25 protein-coding genes are annotated in these 15,858 nt (G+C 66.0%); all 25 read right to left on the bottom strand.

The window, feature by feature from the left end:
* Position 1: 1 nt before the first annotated feature.
* Positions 2-559 carry an adenylate kinase gene (locus tag EW117_RS20170; RefSeq protein ID WP_129788554.1) on the bottom strand — a complete coding sequence of 186 codons (558 nt, stop codon included), beginning with the start codon at positions 557-559 and terminating at the stop codon, positions 2-4.
* An 80-nt stretch (positions 560-639) separates the two neighbouring features.
* The gene (gene secY / locus EW117_RS20165; protein ID WP_129788492.1) at positions 640-1,935 is read right to left on the bottom strand and encodes a preprotein translocase subunit SecY; all 1,296 of its coding nucleotides are present in this window, start codon (positions 1,933-1,935) and stop codon (positions 640-642) included.
* Positions 1,936-2,149: 214 nt separating this feature from the next.
* Entirely contained in the window at positions 2,150-2,602 is a 453-nt protein-coding gene (gene rplO / locus EW117_RS20160; protein ID WP_129788491.1) for a 50S ribosomal protein L15, read from the bottom strand.
* Positions 2,603-2,604: 2 nt separating this feature from the next.
* Positions 2,605-2,787 (bottom strand): 50S ribosomal protein L30, encoded by a 183-nt coding sequence (gene rpmD, locus EW117_RS20155; RefSeq protein ID WP_020016131.1) that lies wholly within the window; start codon positions 2,785-2,787, stop codon positions 2,605-2,607.
* Positions 2,787-3,440, bottom strand: a complete 654-nt coding sequence (gene rpsE / locus EW117_RS20150) for a 30S ribosomal protein S5 (RefSeq protein WP_020016130.1) — start codon at positions 3,438-3,440, stop codon at positions 2,787-2,789. Before rpsE ends, rpmD begins: the two co-directional genes overlap by 1 nt.
* A gap of 31 nt (positions 3,441-3,471) precedes the next feature.
* Positions 3,472-3,843: a 50S ribosomal protein L18 gene (rplR, locus tag EW117_RS20145; RefSeq protein WP_129788490.1), complete on the bottom strand. Its 372-nt coding sequence runs from the start codon at positions 3,841-3,843 to the stop codon at positions 3,472-3,474.
* Positions 3,844-3,845: 2 nt separating this feature from the next.
* The gene (rplF, locus tag EW117_RS20140) at positions 3,846-4,382 is read right to left on the bottom strand and encodes a 50S ribosomal protein L6 (protein WP_129788489.1); all 537 of its coding nucleotides are present in this window, start codon (positions 4,380-4,382) and stop codon (positions 3,846-3,848) included.
* A gap of 21 nt (positions 4,383-4,403) precedes the next feature.
* Positions 4,404-4,802 carry a 30S ribosomal protein S8 gene (gene rpsH, locus EW117_RS20135; protein ID WP_129788488.1) on the bottom strand — a complete coding sequence of 133 codons (399 nt, stop codon included), beginning with the start codon at positions 4,800-4,802 and terminating at the stop codon, positions 4,404-4,406.
* 73 nt (positions 4,803-4,875) lie between these two features.
* A complete protein-coding gene (locus tag EW117_RS20130; protein ID WP_021480434.1) occupies positions 4,876-5,061 on the bottom strand; it encodes a type Z 30S ribosomal protein S14 in 186 nt (61 codons plus the stop codon).
* 1 nt (position 5,062) lies between these two features.
* Complete coding sequence (gene rplE, locus EW117_RS20125; protein ID WP_129788487.1) at positions 5,063-5,635, bottom strand: 50S ribosomal protein L5; 573 nt, start codon at positions 5,633-5,635, stop codon at positions 5,063-5,065.
* Complete coding sequence (gene rplX / locus EW117_RS20120) at positions 5,635-5,976, bottom strand: 50S ribosomal protein L24 (RefSeq protein ID WP_129788486.1); 342 nt, start codon at positions 5,974-5,976, stop codon at positions 5,635-5,637. Before rplX ends, rplE begins: the two co-directional genes overlap by 1 nt.
* Before the next feature lie 2 nt (positions 5,977-5,978).
* Entirely contained in the window at positions 5,979-6,347 is a 369-nt protein-coding gene (gene rplN / locus EW117_RS20115; RefSeq protein WP_129788485.1) for a 50S ribosomal protein L14, read from the bottom strand.
* A gap of 136 nt (positions 6,348-6,483) precedes the next feature.
* Positions 6,484-6,774 carry a 30S ribosomal protein S17 gene (gene rpsQ / locus EW117_RS20110; RefSeq protein WP_129788484.1) on the bottom strand — a complete coding sequence of 97 codons (291 nt, stop codon included), beginning with the start codon at positions 6,772-6,774 and terminating at the stop codon, positions 6,484-6,486.
* Between the two features lie 4 nt (positions 6,775-6,778).
* Positions 6,779-7,018: a 50S ribosomal protein L29 gene (gene rpmC, locus EW117_RS20105; RefSeq protein WP_116673593.1), complete on the bottom strand. Its 240-nt coding sequence runs from the start codon at positions 7,016-7,018 to the stop codon at positions 6,779-6,781.
* Positions 7,018-7,434 carry a 50S ribosomal protein L16 gene (rplP, locus tag EW117_RS20100; RefSeq protein WP_129788483.1) on the bottom strand — a complete coding sequence of 139 codons (417 nt, stop codon included), beginning with the start codon at positions 7,432-7,434 and terminating at the stop codon, positions 7,018-7,020. Before rplP ends, rpmC begins: the two co-directional genes overlap by 1 nt.
* Positions 7,435-7,436: 2 nt before the next feature.
* Complete coding sequence (gene rpsC, locus EW117_RS20095) at positions 7,437-8,273, bottom strand: 30S ribosomal protein S3 (RefSeq protein WP_129788482.1); 837 nt, start codon at positions 8,271-8,273, stop codon at positions 7,437-7,439.
* Positions 8,273-8,632: a 50S ribosomal protein L22 gene (gene rplV, locus EW117_RS20090; RefSeq protein ID WP_116673591.1), complete on the bottom strand. Its 360-nt coding sequence runs from the start codon at positions 8,630-8,632 to the stop codon at positions 8,273-8,275. The genes rpsC and rplV overlap by 1 nt, the downstream gene beginning before the upstream one ends.
* Positions 8,633-8,699: 67 nt before the next feature.
* Positions 8,700-8,981, bottom strand: coding sequence for a 30S ribosomal protein S19 (gene rpsS, locus EW117_RS20085; protein WP_119139906.1), 282 nt, complete (start codon positions 8,979-8,981; stop codon positions 8,700-8,702).
* Between the two features lie 14 nt (positions 8,982-8,995).
* Positions 8,996-9,832, bottom strand: a complete 837-nt coding sequence (rplB, locus tag EW117_RS20080) for a 50S ribosomal protein L2 (RefSeq protein WP_129788481.1) — start codon at positions 9,830-9,832, stop codon at positions 8,996-8,998.
* A 31-nt stretch (positions 9,833-9,863) separates the two neighbouring features.
* Entirely contained in the window at positions 9,864-10,166 is a 303-nt protein-coding gene (gene rplW / locus EW117_RS20075; RefSeq protein ID WP_129788480.1) for a 50S ribosomal protein L23, read from the bottom strand.
* The gene (gene rplD, locus EW117_RS20070; RefSeq protein WP_129788479.1) at positions 10,163-10,855 is read right to left on the bottom strand and encodes a 50S ribosomal protein L4; all 693 of its coding nucleotides are present in this window, start codon (positions 10,853-10,855) and stop codon (positions 10,163-10,165) included. The genes rplW and rplD overlap by 4 nt, the downstream gene beginning before the upstream one ends.
* 5 nt (positions 10,856-10,860) lie before the next feature.
* A complete protein-coding gene (gene rplC, locus EW117_RS20065; protein WP_129788478.1) occupies positions 10,861-11,514 on the bottom strand; it encodes a 50S ribosomal protein L3 in 654 nt (217 codons plus the stop codon).
* Positions 11,515-11,528: 14 nt separating this feature from the next.
* Positions 11,529-11,837 carry a 30S ribosomal protein S10 gene (gene rpsJ / locus EW117_RS20060; protein ID WP_019146773.1) on the bottom strand — a complete coding sequence of 103 codons (309 nt, stop codon included), beginning with the start codon at positions 11,835-11,837 and terminating at the stop codon, positions 11,529-11,531.
* 528 nt (positions 11,838-12,365) lie between these two features.
* On the bottom strand, positions 12,366-13,562 hold the full coding sequence (gene tuf, locus EW117_RS20055) for an elongation factor Tu (RefSeq protein ID WP_129788477.1): 1,197 nt from the start codon (positions 13,560-13,562) through the stop codon (positions 12,366-12,368).
* A 122-nt stretch (positions 13,563-13,684) separates the two neighbouring features.
* A complete protein-coding gene (gene fusA / locus EW117_RS20050) occupies positions 13,685-15,787 on the bottom strand; it encodes an elongation factor G (protein ID WP_129788476.1) in 2,103 nt (700 codons plus the stop codon).
* Positions 15,788-15,858: the final 71 nt, after the last annotated feature.

The raw sequence follows: 15,858 nt of genomic DNA, 5'->3' as shown, positions 1-15,858 counted from the left end.
CTCAGCCCAGCTGGGTCGCGAGCGAGGCGACGATGCGGTCGGTGACCTCGGCGATCTCGCCGAGCCCGTCGACCTGCACCAGCAGATCGCGCTCGCTGTAGGCCGCCGTCAGCGGGGCCGTCTGCTCCGCGTAGATGTCGAGGCGGCGGGTGATGGCCTCCTCGGTGTCGTCGTCACGGCCCTCTTCCTCGGCCCGCTTCGCGATGCGCTTGAGCAGCTCAGCACGATCCGCCGTCAGCTCGATGACGCCGTCCAGCTCCCAGCCGAGGCTGGCGAGGATCTGGTCGAGCTCCGTCACCTGGGCCGAGTTGCGCGGGTACCCGTCGAGGATGAAGCCCTCCTTGACGTCGGGCTCCGAGAGCCGGTCGCGGACCATCGCGTTGGTGACCTCGTCCGGGACCAGGTCGCCCTTGTTCGTGTACTCCTGCGCGAGCTTGCCCAGCTCGGTCTCCCCCGCGATGTTCGCGCGGAAGATGTCGCCCGTCGAGATCGGGACGATCCCGAAGACCTCGGCGAGACGGGCTGCCTGCGTACCCTTGCCCGCGCCCTGCGGGCCCATGATGACCAGACGCGTGACCTGGCCCTCCTGGTCCGGACGAGCATGCAGCTCGCGGCGAGAGGTGGTCGTGGGGGTCTGGCTCAACGGAGAAATCCTTCGTAGTGGCGCTGCTGCAGCTGCGAATCGATCTGCTTGACCGTATCCAGCCCGACGCCGACCACGATGAGGATCGAGGCACCGCCGAAGGGCAGGTTGGTGCTGACGCCCAGGAAGACGAGCACCAGCGTCGGGATCAGCGCGATCAGCGCGAGGTACACGGAACCGGCGGAGGTGATCCGGGTGATCACGAAGTCGAGGTACTCCGCCGTGGGGCGGCCGGCGCGGATGCCGGGGATGAAGCCGCCGTACTTCTTCATGTTGTCCGCGACCTCGTCCGGGTTGAACGTGATCGAGGTGTAGAAGAAGCAGAAGAAGATGATCATCAGCGTGTAGACCGCGATATACAGCGGCGACGACTGCTGGACCAGGTTGTTGGAGACCCAGACGACCCAGTCGGCCCCCTGGTCGCCGAACTGCGCGAGCAGGCCCGGGATGGCGAGGATCGACGCGGCGAAGATCACGGGGATCACACCGGACATGTTGATCTTGATCGGGATGTACGTGCTGGTGCCGCCGTACATGCGCCGGCCCACCATGCGCTTCGCGTACTGCACCGGGATGCGGCGCTGCGACTGCTCGACGAAGACCACGAGGCCGATCACCAGGATGATGACCAGGAGCATGATCGTGAAGTTCAGGGCGCCGTTGGCGCCACCGGCGATCGACCACAGCGACGTCGGGAAGCTCGCCGCGATCGACGTGAAGATCAGCAGCGACATGCCGTTGCCGACGCCACGCTCGGTGATCAGCTCGCCGAGCCACATGACGAGGCCGGTACCGGCGGTCATGGTGATGACCATGAGGATCGAGGTCAGGATGCTGTCGTCCGCGATGACGTCGAGCCCGCAGTTCTGGAAGAGCACGCCCTGGCGTGCCGTCGTGATGACGGTCGTGGACTGCAGGATCGCGAGGGCGATCGTCAGGTAGCGCGTGTACTGGGTCAGCTTGGTCTGGCCCGACTGACCCTCCTTGTGCAGCGCCTCGAAGCGTGGGATCACCACACGAAGCAGCTGCACGATGATGCTTGCCGTGATGTACGGCATGATCCCGAGGGCGAAGATCGACAGCTGCAGCAGTGCGCCGCCACTGAAGACGTTGATCAGGCCCAGCAGACTGTCGTTGTTCTCCGATGCGATACATTGCTGCACGTTCGTGTAGTCCACGCCGGGAGTCGGGATGAACGACCCGAGCCGGAAGATCGCCATGATCGCGATCGTGAACAGCAGCTTGCGCCGCAGGTCTGGCGTCCGGAAAGCCCGGCCGAAAGCGCTGAGCACCCTATCCTCCTGGCCCGCCGTTGCGGGATCTCGTGTCGCCGGCGGGACGCCGGCGAGGTGTGTCGAACGTGGGCCGGACCACAACGGTGCAGCCAGACCGAGTCGGATTCTACGTTGCCCACGGGGTCTCTCGGACCACGTGCGCTCCAGAAATTTCTCAAGAGAGCACACAGGGCCGGCCGCGCATCGCGCGCCGCCGGCCCTGCCAGCTGTCTCAGGCCTCCGAGACCGTACCGCCGGCCGCCAGGATCTTCTCCTTGGCGGACGCCGAGACGCGGTCGACCGCGATCTCGAGCTTGACGTCGATCTCACCGTTGCCCAGCACCTTCACGGGCTGACCCTTGCGGACCGCCCCCTTGGCGACGAGGTCCTCGACGGTGACGGTGCCACCCTCGGGGAACAGCGCGGAGAGCTTGTCCAGGTTCACGACCTGGAACTCCACGCGGAACGGGTTCTTGAACCCACGCAGCTTCGGGAGGCGCATGTGCAGAGGCATCTGCCCACCCTCGAAGCCAGCGGGGACCTGGTAACGAGCCTTCGTACCCTTGGTACCACGACCTGCCGTCTTACCCTTCGACGCCTCACCGCGACCCACACGGGTCTTCGCGGTCTTGGCGCCGGGGGCCGGACGGAGGTGGTGCATCTTCAGCGGCTTGTTCTCCGCCATGATCACTCGACCTCCTCGACGGCGACGAGGTGCGCCACCGTCTTGACCATGCCACGGATCTCCGCACGGTCCTCCTTCACGGCGGTGTCGCCGATCCGCTTGAGGCCGAGGGTCCGCAGCGTGTCGCGCTGGTTCTGCTTGCCGCCGATGGCGGACTTGGTCTGAGTCACCTTGAGTCGAGCCATCACGCACCCGCCTTCGCAGTCGACTCGGCACGACCGGCGGCCTGGGCGCGCAGGAGCGCGGCCGGGGCCACGTCCTCGAGCGGGAGACCACGACGAGCGGCAACAGCAGCCGGCTCCTCGAGGCCCTGCAGGGCCGCGACCGTGGCGTGCACGATGTTGATCGCGTTCGACGAACCGAGCGACTTGCTCAGCACGTCGTGAATGCCCGCGCACTCCAGCACGGCGCGGACCGGACCACCGGCGATCACACCGGTACCCGGCGACGCCGGACGCAGGAACACGACACCGGCGGCAGCCTCACCCTGGATGGGGTGCGGGATGGTGCCCTGGATGCGAGGGACGCGGAAGAAGTTCTTCTTCGCCTCCTCGACACCCTTGGCGATCGCCGCCGGCACTTCCTTGGCCTTGCCGTAGCCGACGCCGACGGTACCGTCACCATCGCCCACCACGACGAGCGCGGTGAAGCTGAAGCGACGGCCGCCCTTGACGACCTTGGCGACGCGGTTGATGGAGACGACCTTCTCGACGAAGGCGCTCTTCTCCTCGCGCCCCCCGCGACGGTCGTCCCGACGCCCGCCACCACGGCGGTCGTTTCGGTCCTTGTTCTCGGTGGCGGCACCCTGGGGGGCGCCGCTGCGCTGCCCTGCAGCCATCAGAGAGTCCTCTTCTTCCGTGCGTTGGTCATCACAGGGCCAGACCGCCCTCGCGGGCGCCGTCAGCCACTGCAGCGACGCGACCGTGGTACTTGTTGCCGCCGCGGTCGAACACGACGGTGTCGACGCCGACAGCCTTGGCACGCTCGGCGACGAGCTCGCCGACCTTGCGGGCCTTGGCCGTCTTGTCGCCGTCGAACGCACGCAGGTCGGCCTCGAGGGTCGACGCCGACGCGACGGTCTTGCCCACGGTGTCGTCCACGACCTGCGCCACCATGTGGCGCGAGGAACGGGTGACGACCAGACGCGGACGAACGGCGGTGCCGGTGATCTTCTTGCGCAGGCGCAGGTGACGACGCTGGCGAGCGACGGACTTGCCCTTGCCCAGGATCTTGATAGCCATCGTCACTTACCAGCCTTTCCGACCTTGCGGCGGACGTTCTCGCCGGCGTAGCGCACGCCCTTGCCCTTGTAGGGCTCGGGCTTGCGGATCTTGCGAATGTTCGCTGCGACCTCGCCGACCTGCTGCTTGTCGATGCCCGAGACCGAGAACTTGGTGGGGCTCTCGACCGCGAACGTGACACCCGCAGGGGGTTCGATGACAACAGGGTGGCTGAAGCCGAGCGCGAACTCGAGGCTCGAACCCTTCGCCACGACGCGGTAACCAGTACCGACGATCTCGAGCTTCTTCTCGTAGCCCTGCGTCACACCGATGATCATGTTGGCGATCAGGGTGCGGGTCAGGCCGTGCAGCGCACGGGAGTTCCGCTCGTCGTCCGGGCGGGACACCACGAGCTGGGCGTCCTCCTGAGCGACATTGATGGGGGCGGGCACGTTGTGCTCGAGAGAACCCTTGGGGCCCTTCACGGTCACGAGCGCGCCGCTGACAGTGATGTCCACGCCGGCTGGGACCGGAACGGGAAGCTTGCCGATTCGAGACATTGGCGTTTTCTCCTTTCCGGATTACCAGACGTAGGCGAGGACTTCGCCGCCGACGCCCTTGGCCTGTGCCTGCCGGTCGGTGAGGAGGCCGGAGGACGTGGACAGGATCGCCACGCCCAGGCCGCCGAGCACCTTGGGCAGATCGGTGGACTTGCGGTAGACACGCAGGCCGGGCTTCGAGACGCGGCGCACGCCCGCCAGGGCGCGCTCCCGGTTCTGGCCGTACTTCAGCTCGAGCGTGAGGGTCTTGCCCACCTGGGCGTCCTCCACGTTCCAGCCGCTGATGTAGCCCTCGGCCTGCAGGATCTCGGCAATGTGCGTCTTCAGCTTCGACGACGGCATGGAAACCGTGTCGTGGTGCGCCGAGTTCGCGTTACGCAGACGGGTCAGCATGTCTGCGATCGGGTCGGTCATAGTCATCGGGCTCTTGCCCTTCCTCGCCGGGGTATCCGAGCGGCCATGAGAGGCCGAACAGACCTACGGCGTAGTTGTGTTACCAGCTGCTCTTGGTGACGCCGGGAAGCTCGCCACGGTGGGCCATCTCCCGCACGCAGATGCGGCACAGGCCGAACTTGCGGTAAACGGAGTGCGGGCGACCGCACTTCTGGCACCGGGTGTAGGCGCGAACCGCGAACTTCGGCTTGGCGGCCGCCTTGTTGATCAGGGCCTTCTTCGCCATGTCAGTTCTCCTTGAAGGGGAAGCCGAGACGGCGCAGCAGAGAGCGGCCCTCGTCGTCGGTCGTCGCCGTCGTCACGACCGTGATGTCCATACCGCGGACCCGGTCGATCTTGTCCTGGTCGATCTCGTGGAACATCGACTGCTCCGTGAGACCGAACGTGTAGTTGCCGTGCCCGTCGAACTGCTTGGGCGACAGGCCGCGGAAGTCGCGGATACGGGGCAGCGCGACAGCCAGCAGGCGGTCGAGGAACTCCCACATCCGGTCACCGCGAAGCGTCACGTGCGCGCCGATCGGCATGCCCTCACGCAGCTTGAACTGCGCGATGGACTTGCGAGCCTTGGTGACCTGCGGCTTCTGACCGGTGATCGCCGAGAGGTCGCGGATGGCGCCCTCGATGAGCTTCGAGTCCTTGGCCGCGTCGCCCACACCCATGTTCACGACGATCTTCGTGAGACCGCCGGCCTGGTGGAGGTTCTTGTGGCCGAACTCCTCGATCAGCGCCGGGAGGATCTCCTCGCGGTACTTCTGCTTGAGGCGCGGCTGGGCCGGGGCCTCGATGGTCGTCTCGGTCATCAGATGTCCTTCCCGGAGCGCTTCGCGACGCGGATCCGGACGGTCTTGGTGCGACCGTCGCGCTCCACCTGCTCGAGGCGGTACCCGACACGGGTGCCCTTCTTGGTCTCCGGGTCGACGATCATCACGTTGCTCACGTGGATCGGCGCCTCGACCGTCTCGATGCCACCGGTGCGGGCGCCGCGCTGCGACTGGCCCACCTTGGTGTGCTTCGTGACACGCTGAACACCCTCGACCACGAGACGGTCGGAGTCCTTGAGGACCTCGAGCACACGGCCGGTCTTGCCCTTGTCGCGACCCGAGATCACGATGACCTGGTCGCCCTTCTTGATCTTCGCCATGGTCAGAGCACCTCCGGAGCCAGCGAGATGATCTTCATGAACTTCTTGTCGCGCAGCTCGCGACCCACCGGGCCGAAGATGCGGGTGCCGCGAGGCTCGCCGTCGGCCTTCAGGATGACGGCGGCGTTCTCGTCGAACTTGATGTAGGAACCGTCGGGACGGCGGCGCTCCTTGGCGGTCCGGACGACGACAGCCTTGATGACGTCGCCCTTCTTCACGTTGCCGCCCGGGATCGCGTCCTTGACGGTGGCGACGATGGTGTCGCCGATTCCGGCGTAGCGACGGCCGGAGCCACCGAGAACGCGGATGCAGAGAATCTCCTTGGCACCCGTGTTGTCGGCGACCCGAAGTCGCGACTCCTGCTGGATCATTTGAATGAACTCCTGTCGTCGAACTGGTTCTCGCGCGGACTGATTCCGGCGAGCCTGGTCGAACGGATAGTTGCTGTACTGGCCGGGGCGGCACGCGTACGTGTGTCACGCATCGCCCCGGCCGAGGTAGAAGTCCTTACTTGGCCTTCTCGAGGATCTCCACGAGCCGGAACCGCTTGGTAGCGGACAGCGGGCGGGTCTCCATGATGACGACCAGGTCGCCGATGCCGGCGCTGTTCTGCTCGTCGTGCGCCTTGACCTTCGTGGTGCGACGGATGACCTTGGCGTAGAGCGGGTGCTTCACCCGGTCCTCGACCTCGATCACGATGGTCTTGTCCATCTTGTCGCTCACCACGTAGCCACGGCGCACCTTACGCGTCGCGCGCTGGGCCGCAGGGGCCTCAGCAGCAGTCGTGTTGTCGCTCATTGCCTCACTCACTCACGCTCGGAGCCGTACGGATGCCGAGCTCGCGCTCGCGCAGGATCGTGTAGATCCGGGCGATGTCGCGACGCACGGCCTTGAGACGACCGTGGCTCTCGAGCTGGCCGGTCGCCGACTGGAAGCGGAGGTTGAAGAGCTCCTCCTTGGCTTCCTTCAGCTTGGCGACGAGAGTCTCGTCGTCCATGCCATCCAGATCGATGGGGGCAAGCCCCTGCGTACCGATAGCCATCAGACACCACCCTCGCGCACCACGAAACGGCACTTCATCGGGAGCTTGTGCATCGCGCGGCGCATGGCCTCACGAGCAAGGGACTCGTCGACACCGGACAGCTCGAAAACGATACGGCCAGGCTTGACGTTGGCGACCCACCACTCCGGCGAACCCTTACCGGAACCCATGCGGGTCTCGGCAGGCTTCTTCGTCAGCGGACGGTCCGGGTAGATGTTGATCCACACCTTGCCGCCACGCTTGATGTGGCGAGTCATTGCGATACGCGCCGCCTCGATCTGGCGGTTGGTGACGTACGCCGGCTCCAGAGCCTGGATACCGAAGTCGCCGAACGCGATCTGGGTGCCACCCTTGGCCGCGCCGGAGCGCGAGGGGTGGTGCTGCTTGCGGTGCTTGACCCTGCGCGGGATCAGCATGGTCAGGCCTCCGTTCCGGTCTCTGCGGCCGGAGCAGCAGCTGCCTCAGCCGCGGGGGCTGCGTCAGTGCTGCGCTCGGCCGGACGCTCGTTGCGACGGCCGCCGCGACGCTCGCCGCCGCGCTCACCACGCTCACCGCGCTCGCCACGGCCACGGCCCTGACGGGGAGCGGCAGTAGCCTGCTGAGCGGCGAACTCCTTCTCGGTGACCTCGCCCTTGTAGATCCACACCTTCACGCCGATGCGGCCGAAGGTGGTGCGGGCCTCGTAGAAGCCGTAGTCGATGTACGCACGGAGGGTGTGCAGGGGCACGCGGCCCTCGCGGTAGAACTCCGAGCGGCTCATCTCCGCGCCGCCGAGGCGGCCGGCGACCTGCACGCGGATACCCTTCGCGCCGGCGCGCTGGGCGGACTGCATGCCCTTGCGCATCGCACGACGGAACGAGACACGGCTGGCCAGCTGCTCGGCAATGCCCTGAGCAACGAGCTGCGCGTCGATCTCCGCGTTCTTGACCTCGAGGATGTTGAGCTGAACCTGCTTGCCCGTGAGCTTCTCGAGCTCACCGCGGATGCGGTCGGCCTCAGCACCTCGACGGCCGATCACGATGCCCGGACGCGCCGTGTGGATGTCCACGCGGACGCGGTCGCGGGTGCGCTCGATCTCGACCTTGGAGATACCCGCACGCTCGAGGCCAGTGCCCATGAGCTTGCGGATCTGCACGTCCTCGCGGACGTAGTCGCGGTACCGCTGACCGGGCTTGGTGCTGTCGGCGAACCAACGCGACCGGTGGTCAGTCGTAATACCCAGGCGGTACCCGTGCGGGTGAACCTTCTGTCCCACTATCGGGCCCCTTCCTTGTCGGCGAGCACCACGGTGATGTGGCTGGTGCGCTTGAGAATGCGCGTTGCACGTCCCTGAGCCCGCGGGCGGAAACGCTTGAGCGTCGGCCCCTCGTCCACGAACGCGGCGGAGACGACCAGGTCGCCCTCGTCGAAGCGCTCGCTCGCGCGGTCGGCCTTCACCCGAGCGTTCGCGATCGCGCTCTCCACGACCTTGCGGATCGGCTCACTGGCGGCCTGCGGTGCGAACTTCAGCACCGCGACGGCCTCAGAGGCCTGCTTGCCACGGATGAGGTCCACGACGCGCCGGGCCTTCTGGGGCGTGACACGGACGAACCGCGCCTGCGCCTTGGCTTCCATTGCTGTCCTGCTTCCTTTTCTCAGACAGTCCAGATCATCACTGCTTCAGCGGGGAGAACCCCACGCCTCAGCGGCGACGACCCTTCCTGTCGTCCTTCACGTGGCCGCGGAAGGTCCGCGTGGGAGCGAACTCGCCGAGCTTGTGGCCGACCATCGCCTCGGTCACGAAGACCGGGACGTGCTTGCGACCGTCGTGCACGGCAAAGGTGTGACCGAGAAAGTCGGGCGTGACTACCGACCGACGGGACCAGGTCTTGATGACATTCTTGGTCCCCTTCTCGTTCTGGACGTCCACCTTCTTCTGGAGGTGGTCGTCTACGAAGGGGCCCTTCTTCAGGCTACGAGGCATGTTTCAGGCTCCTATCAGCGCTTCTTGCCGGTACGACGGCGACGGACGATCATCCGGTCGCTCGACTTGTTCGGACGGCGGGTACGACCCTCGGCCTGGCCCCAGGGGCTCACCGGGTGACGTCCGCCGGACGTCTTGCCTTCACCACCACCGTGGGGGTGGTCCACCGGGTTCATAGCGACGCCACGCACGGTCGGGCGCTTGCCCTTCCAGCGCATGCGGCCGGCCTTGCCCCAGCTGATGTTCGACTGCTCGGCGTTGCCGACCTCGCCGACCGTCGCGCGGCAGCGCAGGTCGACGTTCCGGATCTCACCGGACGGCATGCGCAGCTGCGCATAGGGGCCGTCCTTGGCGACGAGCTGCACGGACGCACCAGCCGAACGGGCGATCTTCGCACCGCCACCGGGCCGGAGCTCGATGGCGTGGATGACCGTACCGGTCGGGATGTTGCGCAGCGGCAGGTTGTTGCCCGGCTTGATGTCGGCACCCGCACCGGCCTCGATGCGGTCGCCCTGCGACAGCTTGTTCGGCGCGATGATGTAGCGCTTCTCGCCGTCCGCGTAGTGCAGGAGCGCGATGCGCGCCGTGCGGTTGGGGTCGTACTCGATGTGAGCGACCTTCGCGGGCACGCCGTCCTTGTCGTGACGACGGAAGTCGATGACGCGGTAGGCACGCTTGTGGCCACCGCCCTTGTGACGCGTCGTGATGCGACCGGTGTTGTTACGACCACCGGTCTTGCTCAGCGGGCGGATCAGAGACTTCTCCGGCTGCGACCGCGTGACCTCGACGAAGTCGGCGACGCTGGAGCCGCGACGGCCGGGCGTTGTCGGCTTGTACTTACGGATTCCCATGGAAACCTGTCCTCAATCGTCTCTCGTCAGCTCAGCCGACCGGACCACCGAAGATGTCGATCGTGCCCTCGCGGAGGGTGACGATCGCACGCTTCGTGTCCTTGCGCTTGCCGAGGCCGAAACGCGTACGACGCGTCTTGCCCTTGCGGTTCATCGTGTTCACCGACGCGACCTTGACGCTGAAGACCTTCTCGATAGCGATCTTGATCTCGGTCTTGTTCGCGCTCGGGTCCACGATGAAGGTGTACTTGCCCTCGTCGAGAAGGTTGTAGCTCTTCTCGGAGACGACCGGCGCGAGCAGGATGTCGCGCGGGTCCTTCACGGTGACGGTCACTTTGCGGTCTCCTCAGCGGTCTCGGCCTCGGACTCCGTGGCGACAGCCTTCGCACCCTTGGAGGGGCCCTCGAGGAACGCGGCGAGCGCGCCCTCGGTGAAGATGACGTCGTCGGAGACGAGCACGTCGTAGGTGTTCAGCTGGTCAGCGACCAGGAGGTGCACCTCGGGCACGTTGCGCAGGGACTTGACCGTGGCCTCGTCGTCGCGCTGCGTCACGACGAGCACGTGGTCACGCGTCGTCAGCTTCGTGATCGTGGCGAGCGCCGTCTTGGTCGACGGGACACCCTCGATGCCGAAGCCGGCAACGACGTGCACGCGACCGGCACGAGCGCGGTCCGAGAGGGCACCGCGCAGGGCGGCGGCCTTCATCTTCTTCGGGGTGCGCTGGTCGTACTTGCGCGGCTGCGGGCCGTGGACGACGCCACCACCGGCAAACTGCGGAGCACGCGTCGAACCCTGACGGGCGCGGCCGGTGCCCTTCTGCTTGTACGGCTTGCGGCCACCACCGCGGACCTCGCCACGAGTCTTCGTGGAGGCGGTGCCCTGGCGAGCCGCGGCGCGCTGCGCAACGACCACCTGGTGGATCAGCGGAATGTTCACGGCGACGTCGAACACCTCAGCGGGGAGCTCGGCGGTGCCGGACTTCTTGCCCTGGGCGTCCAGGACGTCGACAGTCAGAGCGGTCATCGGGTTCACGCTCCCTTCGCGGCGTTACGCACGAGGACGACGCCACCCTTGGGGCCGGGAACCGCGCCCTTGACGAGCAGCAGACCCTTCTCGACGTCGACCGCGTGAACGGTCAGGTTCTGGGTGGTCTGACGGGCGTTACCCATCCGACCGGCCATCCGCAGGCCCTTGAAGACTCGCGACGGCGTCGAAGCGCCACCGATCGAGCCAGGCTTGCGGTGGTTGCGGTGCGCACCGTGCGAGGCACCCACGCCGGAGAAGCCGTGACGCTTCATCACACCGGCGGTGCCCTTGCCCTTGGTGGTACCGACGACGTCGACCAGGGCGCCGGCCTCGAAGGCCTCGGCGGTGATCTCCTGGCCGAGCGTGAACTCGCCGGCGTTCTCGGTGCGGATCTCGGCGACGTGACGACGCGGCGTCACACCGGCCTTCTCGAAGTGACCCTTGAGGGGCTTGGTGACCTTGCGCGGGTCGACCTGGCCGGCCGCGAGCTGAACAGCCGCATAACCGTCGGCGTCCACCGTGCGGATCTGGGTCACCACATTGGTGCCCACGGAGACCACGGTCACCGGCACGAGGCGGCCCGCCTCGTCCCAGAGCTGCGTCATACCGAGCTTGGTACCGAGCAACGCGGTCACGTTCTTCTGCTGGTTGGTCATGATGTCCTCCAGCCTCAGAGCTTGATCTCGATGTTCACGTCCGCCGGCAGGTCGAGTCGCATGAGCGAGTCGACGGCCTTGGGCGTGGGATCGATGATGTCGATGAGCCGCTTGTGCGTACGCATCTCGAAGTGCTCGCGGCTGTCCTTGTACTTGTGAGGCGACCGGATCACAACGAAGACGTTCTTCTCCGTCGGCAGCGGCACCGGACCCACGACCGTCGCACCAGCGCGAGTGACCGTGTCGACGATCTTGCGCGCCGAACTGTCGATCACCTCGTGGTCGTAGGACTTGAGCCGGATGCGGATCTTCTGTCCCGCCATGGCGTCGTCTGACTCTCTCTCTCGAACCGCTACTGTCCGACCCACGCACTCGGGCGTGTCGCTTAAAGCGGCACAGCCGGGCGCAGAACACCGTTACTGGTGCCGGGGCCGTTGGGAAGTGATCTTGTCCTGGCTGTACAGCCTGGACCGATCACGACGTTTGCCGAGCCTGCTCGGAACAGTCCCTCCGGAAGACCGGAGGACGTGTGCTCCGCGGGGCGCCCTGTCCACATCGAACAGCTAGCGACAAACCCCGCGACCCCTCACCCGGTTTCTCCCCGGGAGGGTGACCGCTCCAGCCTCTGTTGACCCCGGACGAGCCGGAACCAAGGACTGCGGTTCTGCACACTGTTCGATACTTGAAAGAGCACGCCTGTGACAGGCAACTATGCAATCTTGCCATACGTCTCCGCATGTACCAAACGGAAGACGTGTGACGCGGGCTACTTACGCGATGAGGCCCGGGTGCCGAAGCACCCGGGCCCCATCGTTCAGCTGACTTCCGTCAGGTGAGTCCGTGCTCCAGGATCACTTGAGGATCTTGGTCACGCGGCCTGAACCGACCGTGCGGCCACCCTCGCGGATGGCGAAGCCCAGACCCTCCTCCATGGCGATCGGCTGGATGAGCTCGACCGACATCTCGGTGTTGTCACCGGGCATGACCATCTCGGTGCCCTCGGGCAGCGTGATGACGCCGGTGACGTCCGTGGTGCGGAAGTAGAACTGCGGGCGGTAGTTCGAGTAGAACGGGTTGTGACGGCCACCCTCGTCCTTGCCCAGGATGTAGACCTGTGCCTCGAAGTTCGTGTGCGGGGTGATCGAACCCGGCTTCACGACGACCTGCCCGCGCTCGACGTCCTCGCGCTTGATGCCGCGCAGGAGCAGACCGGTGTTGTCGCCGGCCTGAGCCTGGTCCATCTGCTTGTGGAACGTCTCGATACCGGTGACCGTGGTCTTCTGCGGCTCGCGGATACCGACGATCTCGACGTCGGAGTTGATGTCCAGCGTGCCACGCTCGACCTTACCGGTGACGACGGTGCCACGACCGGTGATCGTGAAGACGTCCTCGATCGGCATGAGGAACGGCTTGTCGAGGTCGCGCACCGGCTCCGGCACGTTCTCGTCGACGGCGTCCATCAGCTCGACGACCTTCTCGACCCACTCGGGGTCGCCCTCGAGCGCCTTGAGGCCCGAGACGCGAACAACGGGGGCGTTGTCGCCGTCGAACTCCTGCGAGGAGAGGAGCTCACGGACCTCCATCTCGACGAGCTCGAGGATCTCCTCGTCGTCGACCATGTCGGCCTTGTTGAGCGCCACGAGCAGGTACGGCACGCCGACCTGGCGGGCGAGCAGCACGTGCTCACGCGTCTGGGCCATCGGGCCGTCGGTGGCGGCGACCACCAGGATCGCGCCGTCCATCTGGGCGGCACCGGTGATCATGTTCTTGATGTAGTCGGCGTGACCCGGAGCGTCGACGTGCGCGTAGTGGCGCTTCGGCGTCTCGTACTCGATGTGCGCGATGTTGATCGTGATACCGCGCTGCTTCTCCTCCGGCGCGGCGTCGATCTCGTCGAAGGCGCGCTGCGTGTTCGCCGGGAGCTCCGGGTACTTGTCCGCAAGCGTCTTCGAGATCGCGGCGGTCAGCGTCGTCTTACCGTGGTCGACGTGACCGATCGTGCCGATGTTGACGTGCGGCTTGGTCCGCTCGAACTTGGCCTTAGCCACTGGGGTCCTCCTGGGACTTGGGTAGATGTTCCGAACGTTGCAGATGCTCGGCCAAGAAGCCTACAACTGCGGGGCGTGCGGTTCTTCCTACAGGTTGGTTGTGCGGGTCGACCTGTGGGGACTCACTCGCCCCGGGTCTTCTTGATGATCTCTTCGGCAACTGCCTTGGGAACCTCGGCGTAGCTGTCGAACTGCATCGAGTACACCGCGCGACCCTGGGTCTTCGACCGGAGGTCACCGATGTAGCCGAACATCTCGCTGAGCGGCACCTGGGCGCGAACGACCTTGACGCCGGTCGCGTCCTCCATGGACTGGATCATGCCACGGCGGGAGTTGATGTCGCCGATCACGTCGCCCATGTACTCCTCGGGCGTACGTACCTCGACGGCCATGACCGGCTCGAGCAGGACCGGGTCGGCGCGCTTGACGCCTTCCTTGAAGACCATCGAACCGGCAATCTTGAACGCCATCTCCGAGGAGTCGACGTCGTGGTACGCACCGTCGATCAGCGACGCCTTGACGCCGACGACCGGGAAGCCGGCCAGCACACCCTGCTGCATGGCCGACTGGATACCAGCGTCCACGGACGGGATGTACTCGCGGGGGATGCGGCCACCGGTGACGGCGTTCTCGAACTCGTAGAGCTCGCCCTCCGTCGTCTCCAGCGGTGCGAAGGTCACCTGGACCTTGGCGAACTGGCCGGAACCACCGGTCTGCTTCTTGTGCGTGTAGTCGACCTTCTCCGCAACGCGGCGAATGGTCTCGCGGTAGGCGACCTGCGGCTTACCGACGTTCGCCTCGACCTTGAACTCGCGACGCATGCGGTCGACGAGGATGTCGAGGTGGAGCTCGCCCATACCGCCGATGACGGTCTGGCCGGTCTCGTCGTCCAGGCGCACGCGGAAGGTGGGGTCCTCCTGCGCGAGCTTCTGGATGGCGGTCGACAGCTTCTCCTGGTCGGCCTTCGTCTTCGGCTCGATCGCCACGTCGATGACGGGCTCCGGGAAGCTCATCGACTCGAGGATGACCTGGTTCGACGGGTCGGACAGGGTGTCACCGGTGGTGACGTCCTTGAGCCCGATGAACGCGTAGATGTGACCAGCGTGTGCTTCCTCGACCGGGTTCTCCTTGTTGGAGTGCATCTGGAAGAGCTTCCCGATGCGCTCCTTCTTGCCCTTGGTCGAGTTCTGCACCTGCGCGCCCTGCGCGACCTTGCCCGAGTACACCCGGACGTAGGTGAGCTTGCCGAAGAACGGGTGCGTGGCGACCTTGAACGCGAGGGCCGAGAACGGCTCCGTCTCGTCCGGGCGGCGCACGATGACCTTCTCGGCGTCCTTGGCGTCGTGGCCTTCCACGGCCGGGACGTCGAGCGGCGAGGGGAGGTAGTCGATCACGGCGTCGAGCATGGGCTGCACGCCCTTGTTCTTGAACGCCGAGCCGCACAGGACCGGGAAGGCCGCGGAGGCGATGACGAGCTTGCGGATGCCGGACTTGATCTCGGCAACCGTCAGCTCCTCGCCACCGAGGAACTTCTCGAGCAGGTCGTCGTCCGCCTCGGCGACGGCCTCGACGAGCTCGGCGCGGTACTTCTCCGCCTTCTCGACGAGGTCGGCCGGGATGTCCTCGACCTCGTACTCCTCGCCCATCTTGGTGTCGCCGCGCCACGTGAGCGCCTTCATCTCGATGAGGTCGACGACGCCCTCGAAGTCGTTCTCAGCACCGATCGGCAGCTGGATGACGAGCGGCTTCGCCTTGAGGCGATTGATGATGGTGTCGACGGTGAAGTAGAAGTCCGCACCGAGCTTGTCCATCTTGTTGACGAAGCAGATGCGCGGGACGTCGTACTTGTCCGCCTGGCGCCAGACCGTCTCCGACTGGGGCTCGACACCCTCCTTGCCGTCGAACACGGCAACGGCACCGTCGAGCACGCGGAGCGACCGCTCCACCTCGACCGTGAAGTCGACGTGACCCGGCGTATCGATGATGTTGATCTGGTTGTTCTTCCAGTAGCAGGTCGTCGCGGCGGACGTGATCGTGATGCCGCGCTCCTGCTCCTGCTCCATCCAGTCCATCGTCGACGCACCGTCGTGCGTCTCACCGATCTTGTAGTTCACACCCGTGTAGAACAGGATGCGCTCGGTCGTCGTGGTCTTGCCGGCATCGATGTGGGCCATGATGCCGATGTTGCGGACCTTGTTCAGGTCGGTCAGCACGTCGAGTGCCACGGTGTCTTACCCCTTGGTCTAAAGGTGGGCTGGGGGCCGGCGGTTATGCATCCACCGACGGCCCCGGGGTG

The sequence above is a fragment of the Promicromonospora panici genome (genome assembly GCF_900608595.1).
GTDB lineage: Bacteria > Actinomycetota > Actinomycetes > Actinomycetales > Cellulomonadaceae > Promicromonospora > Promicromonospora panici.
This window is presented reverse-complemented; position numbering and strand designations above follow the sequence as displayed.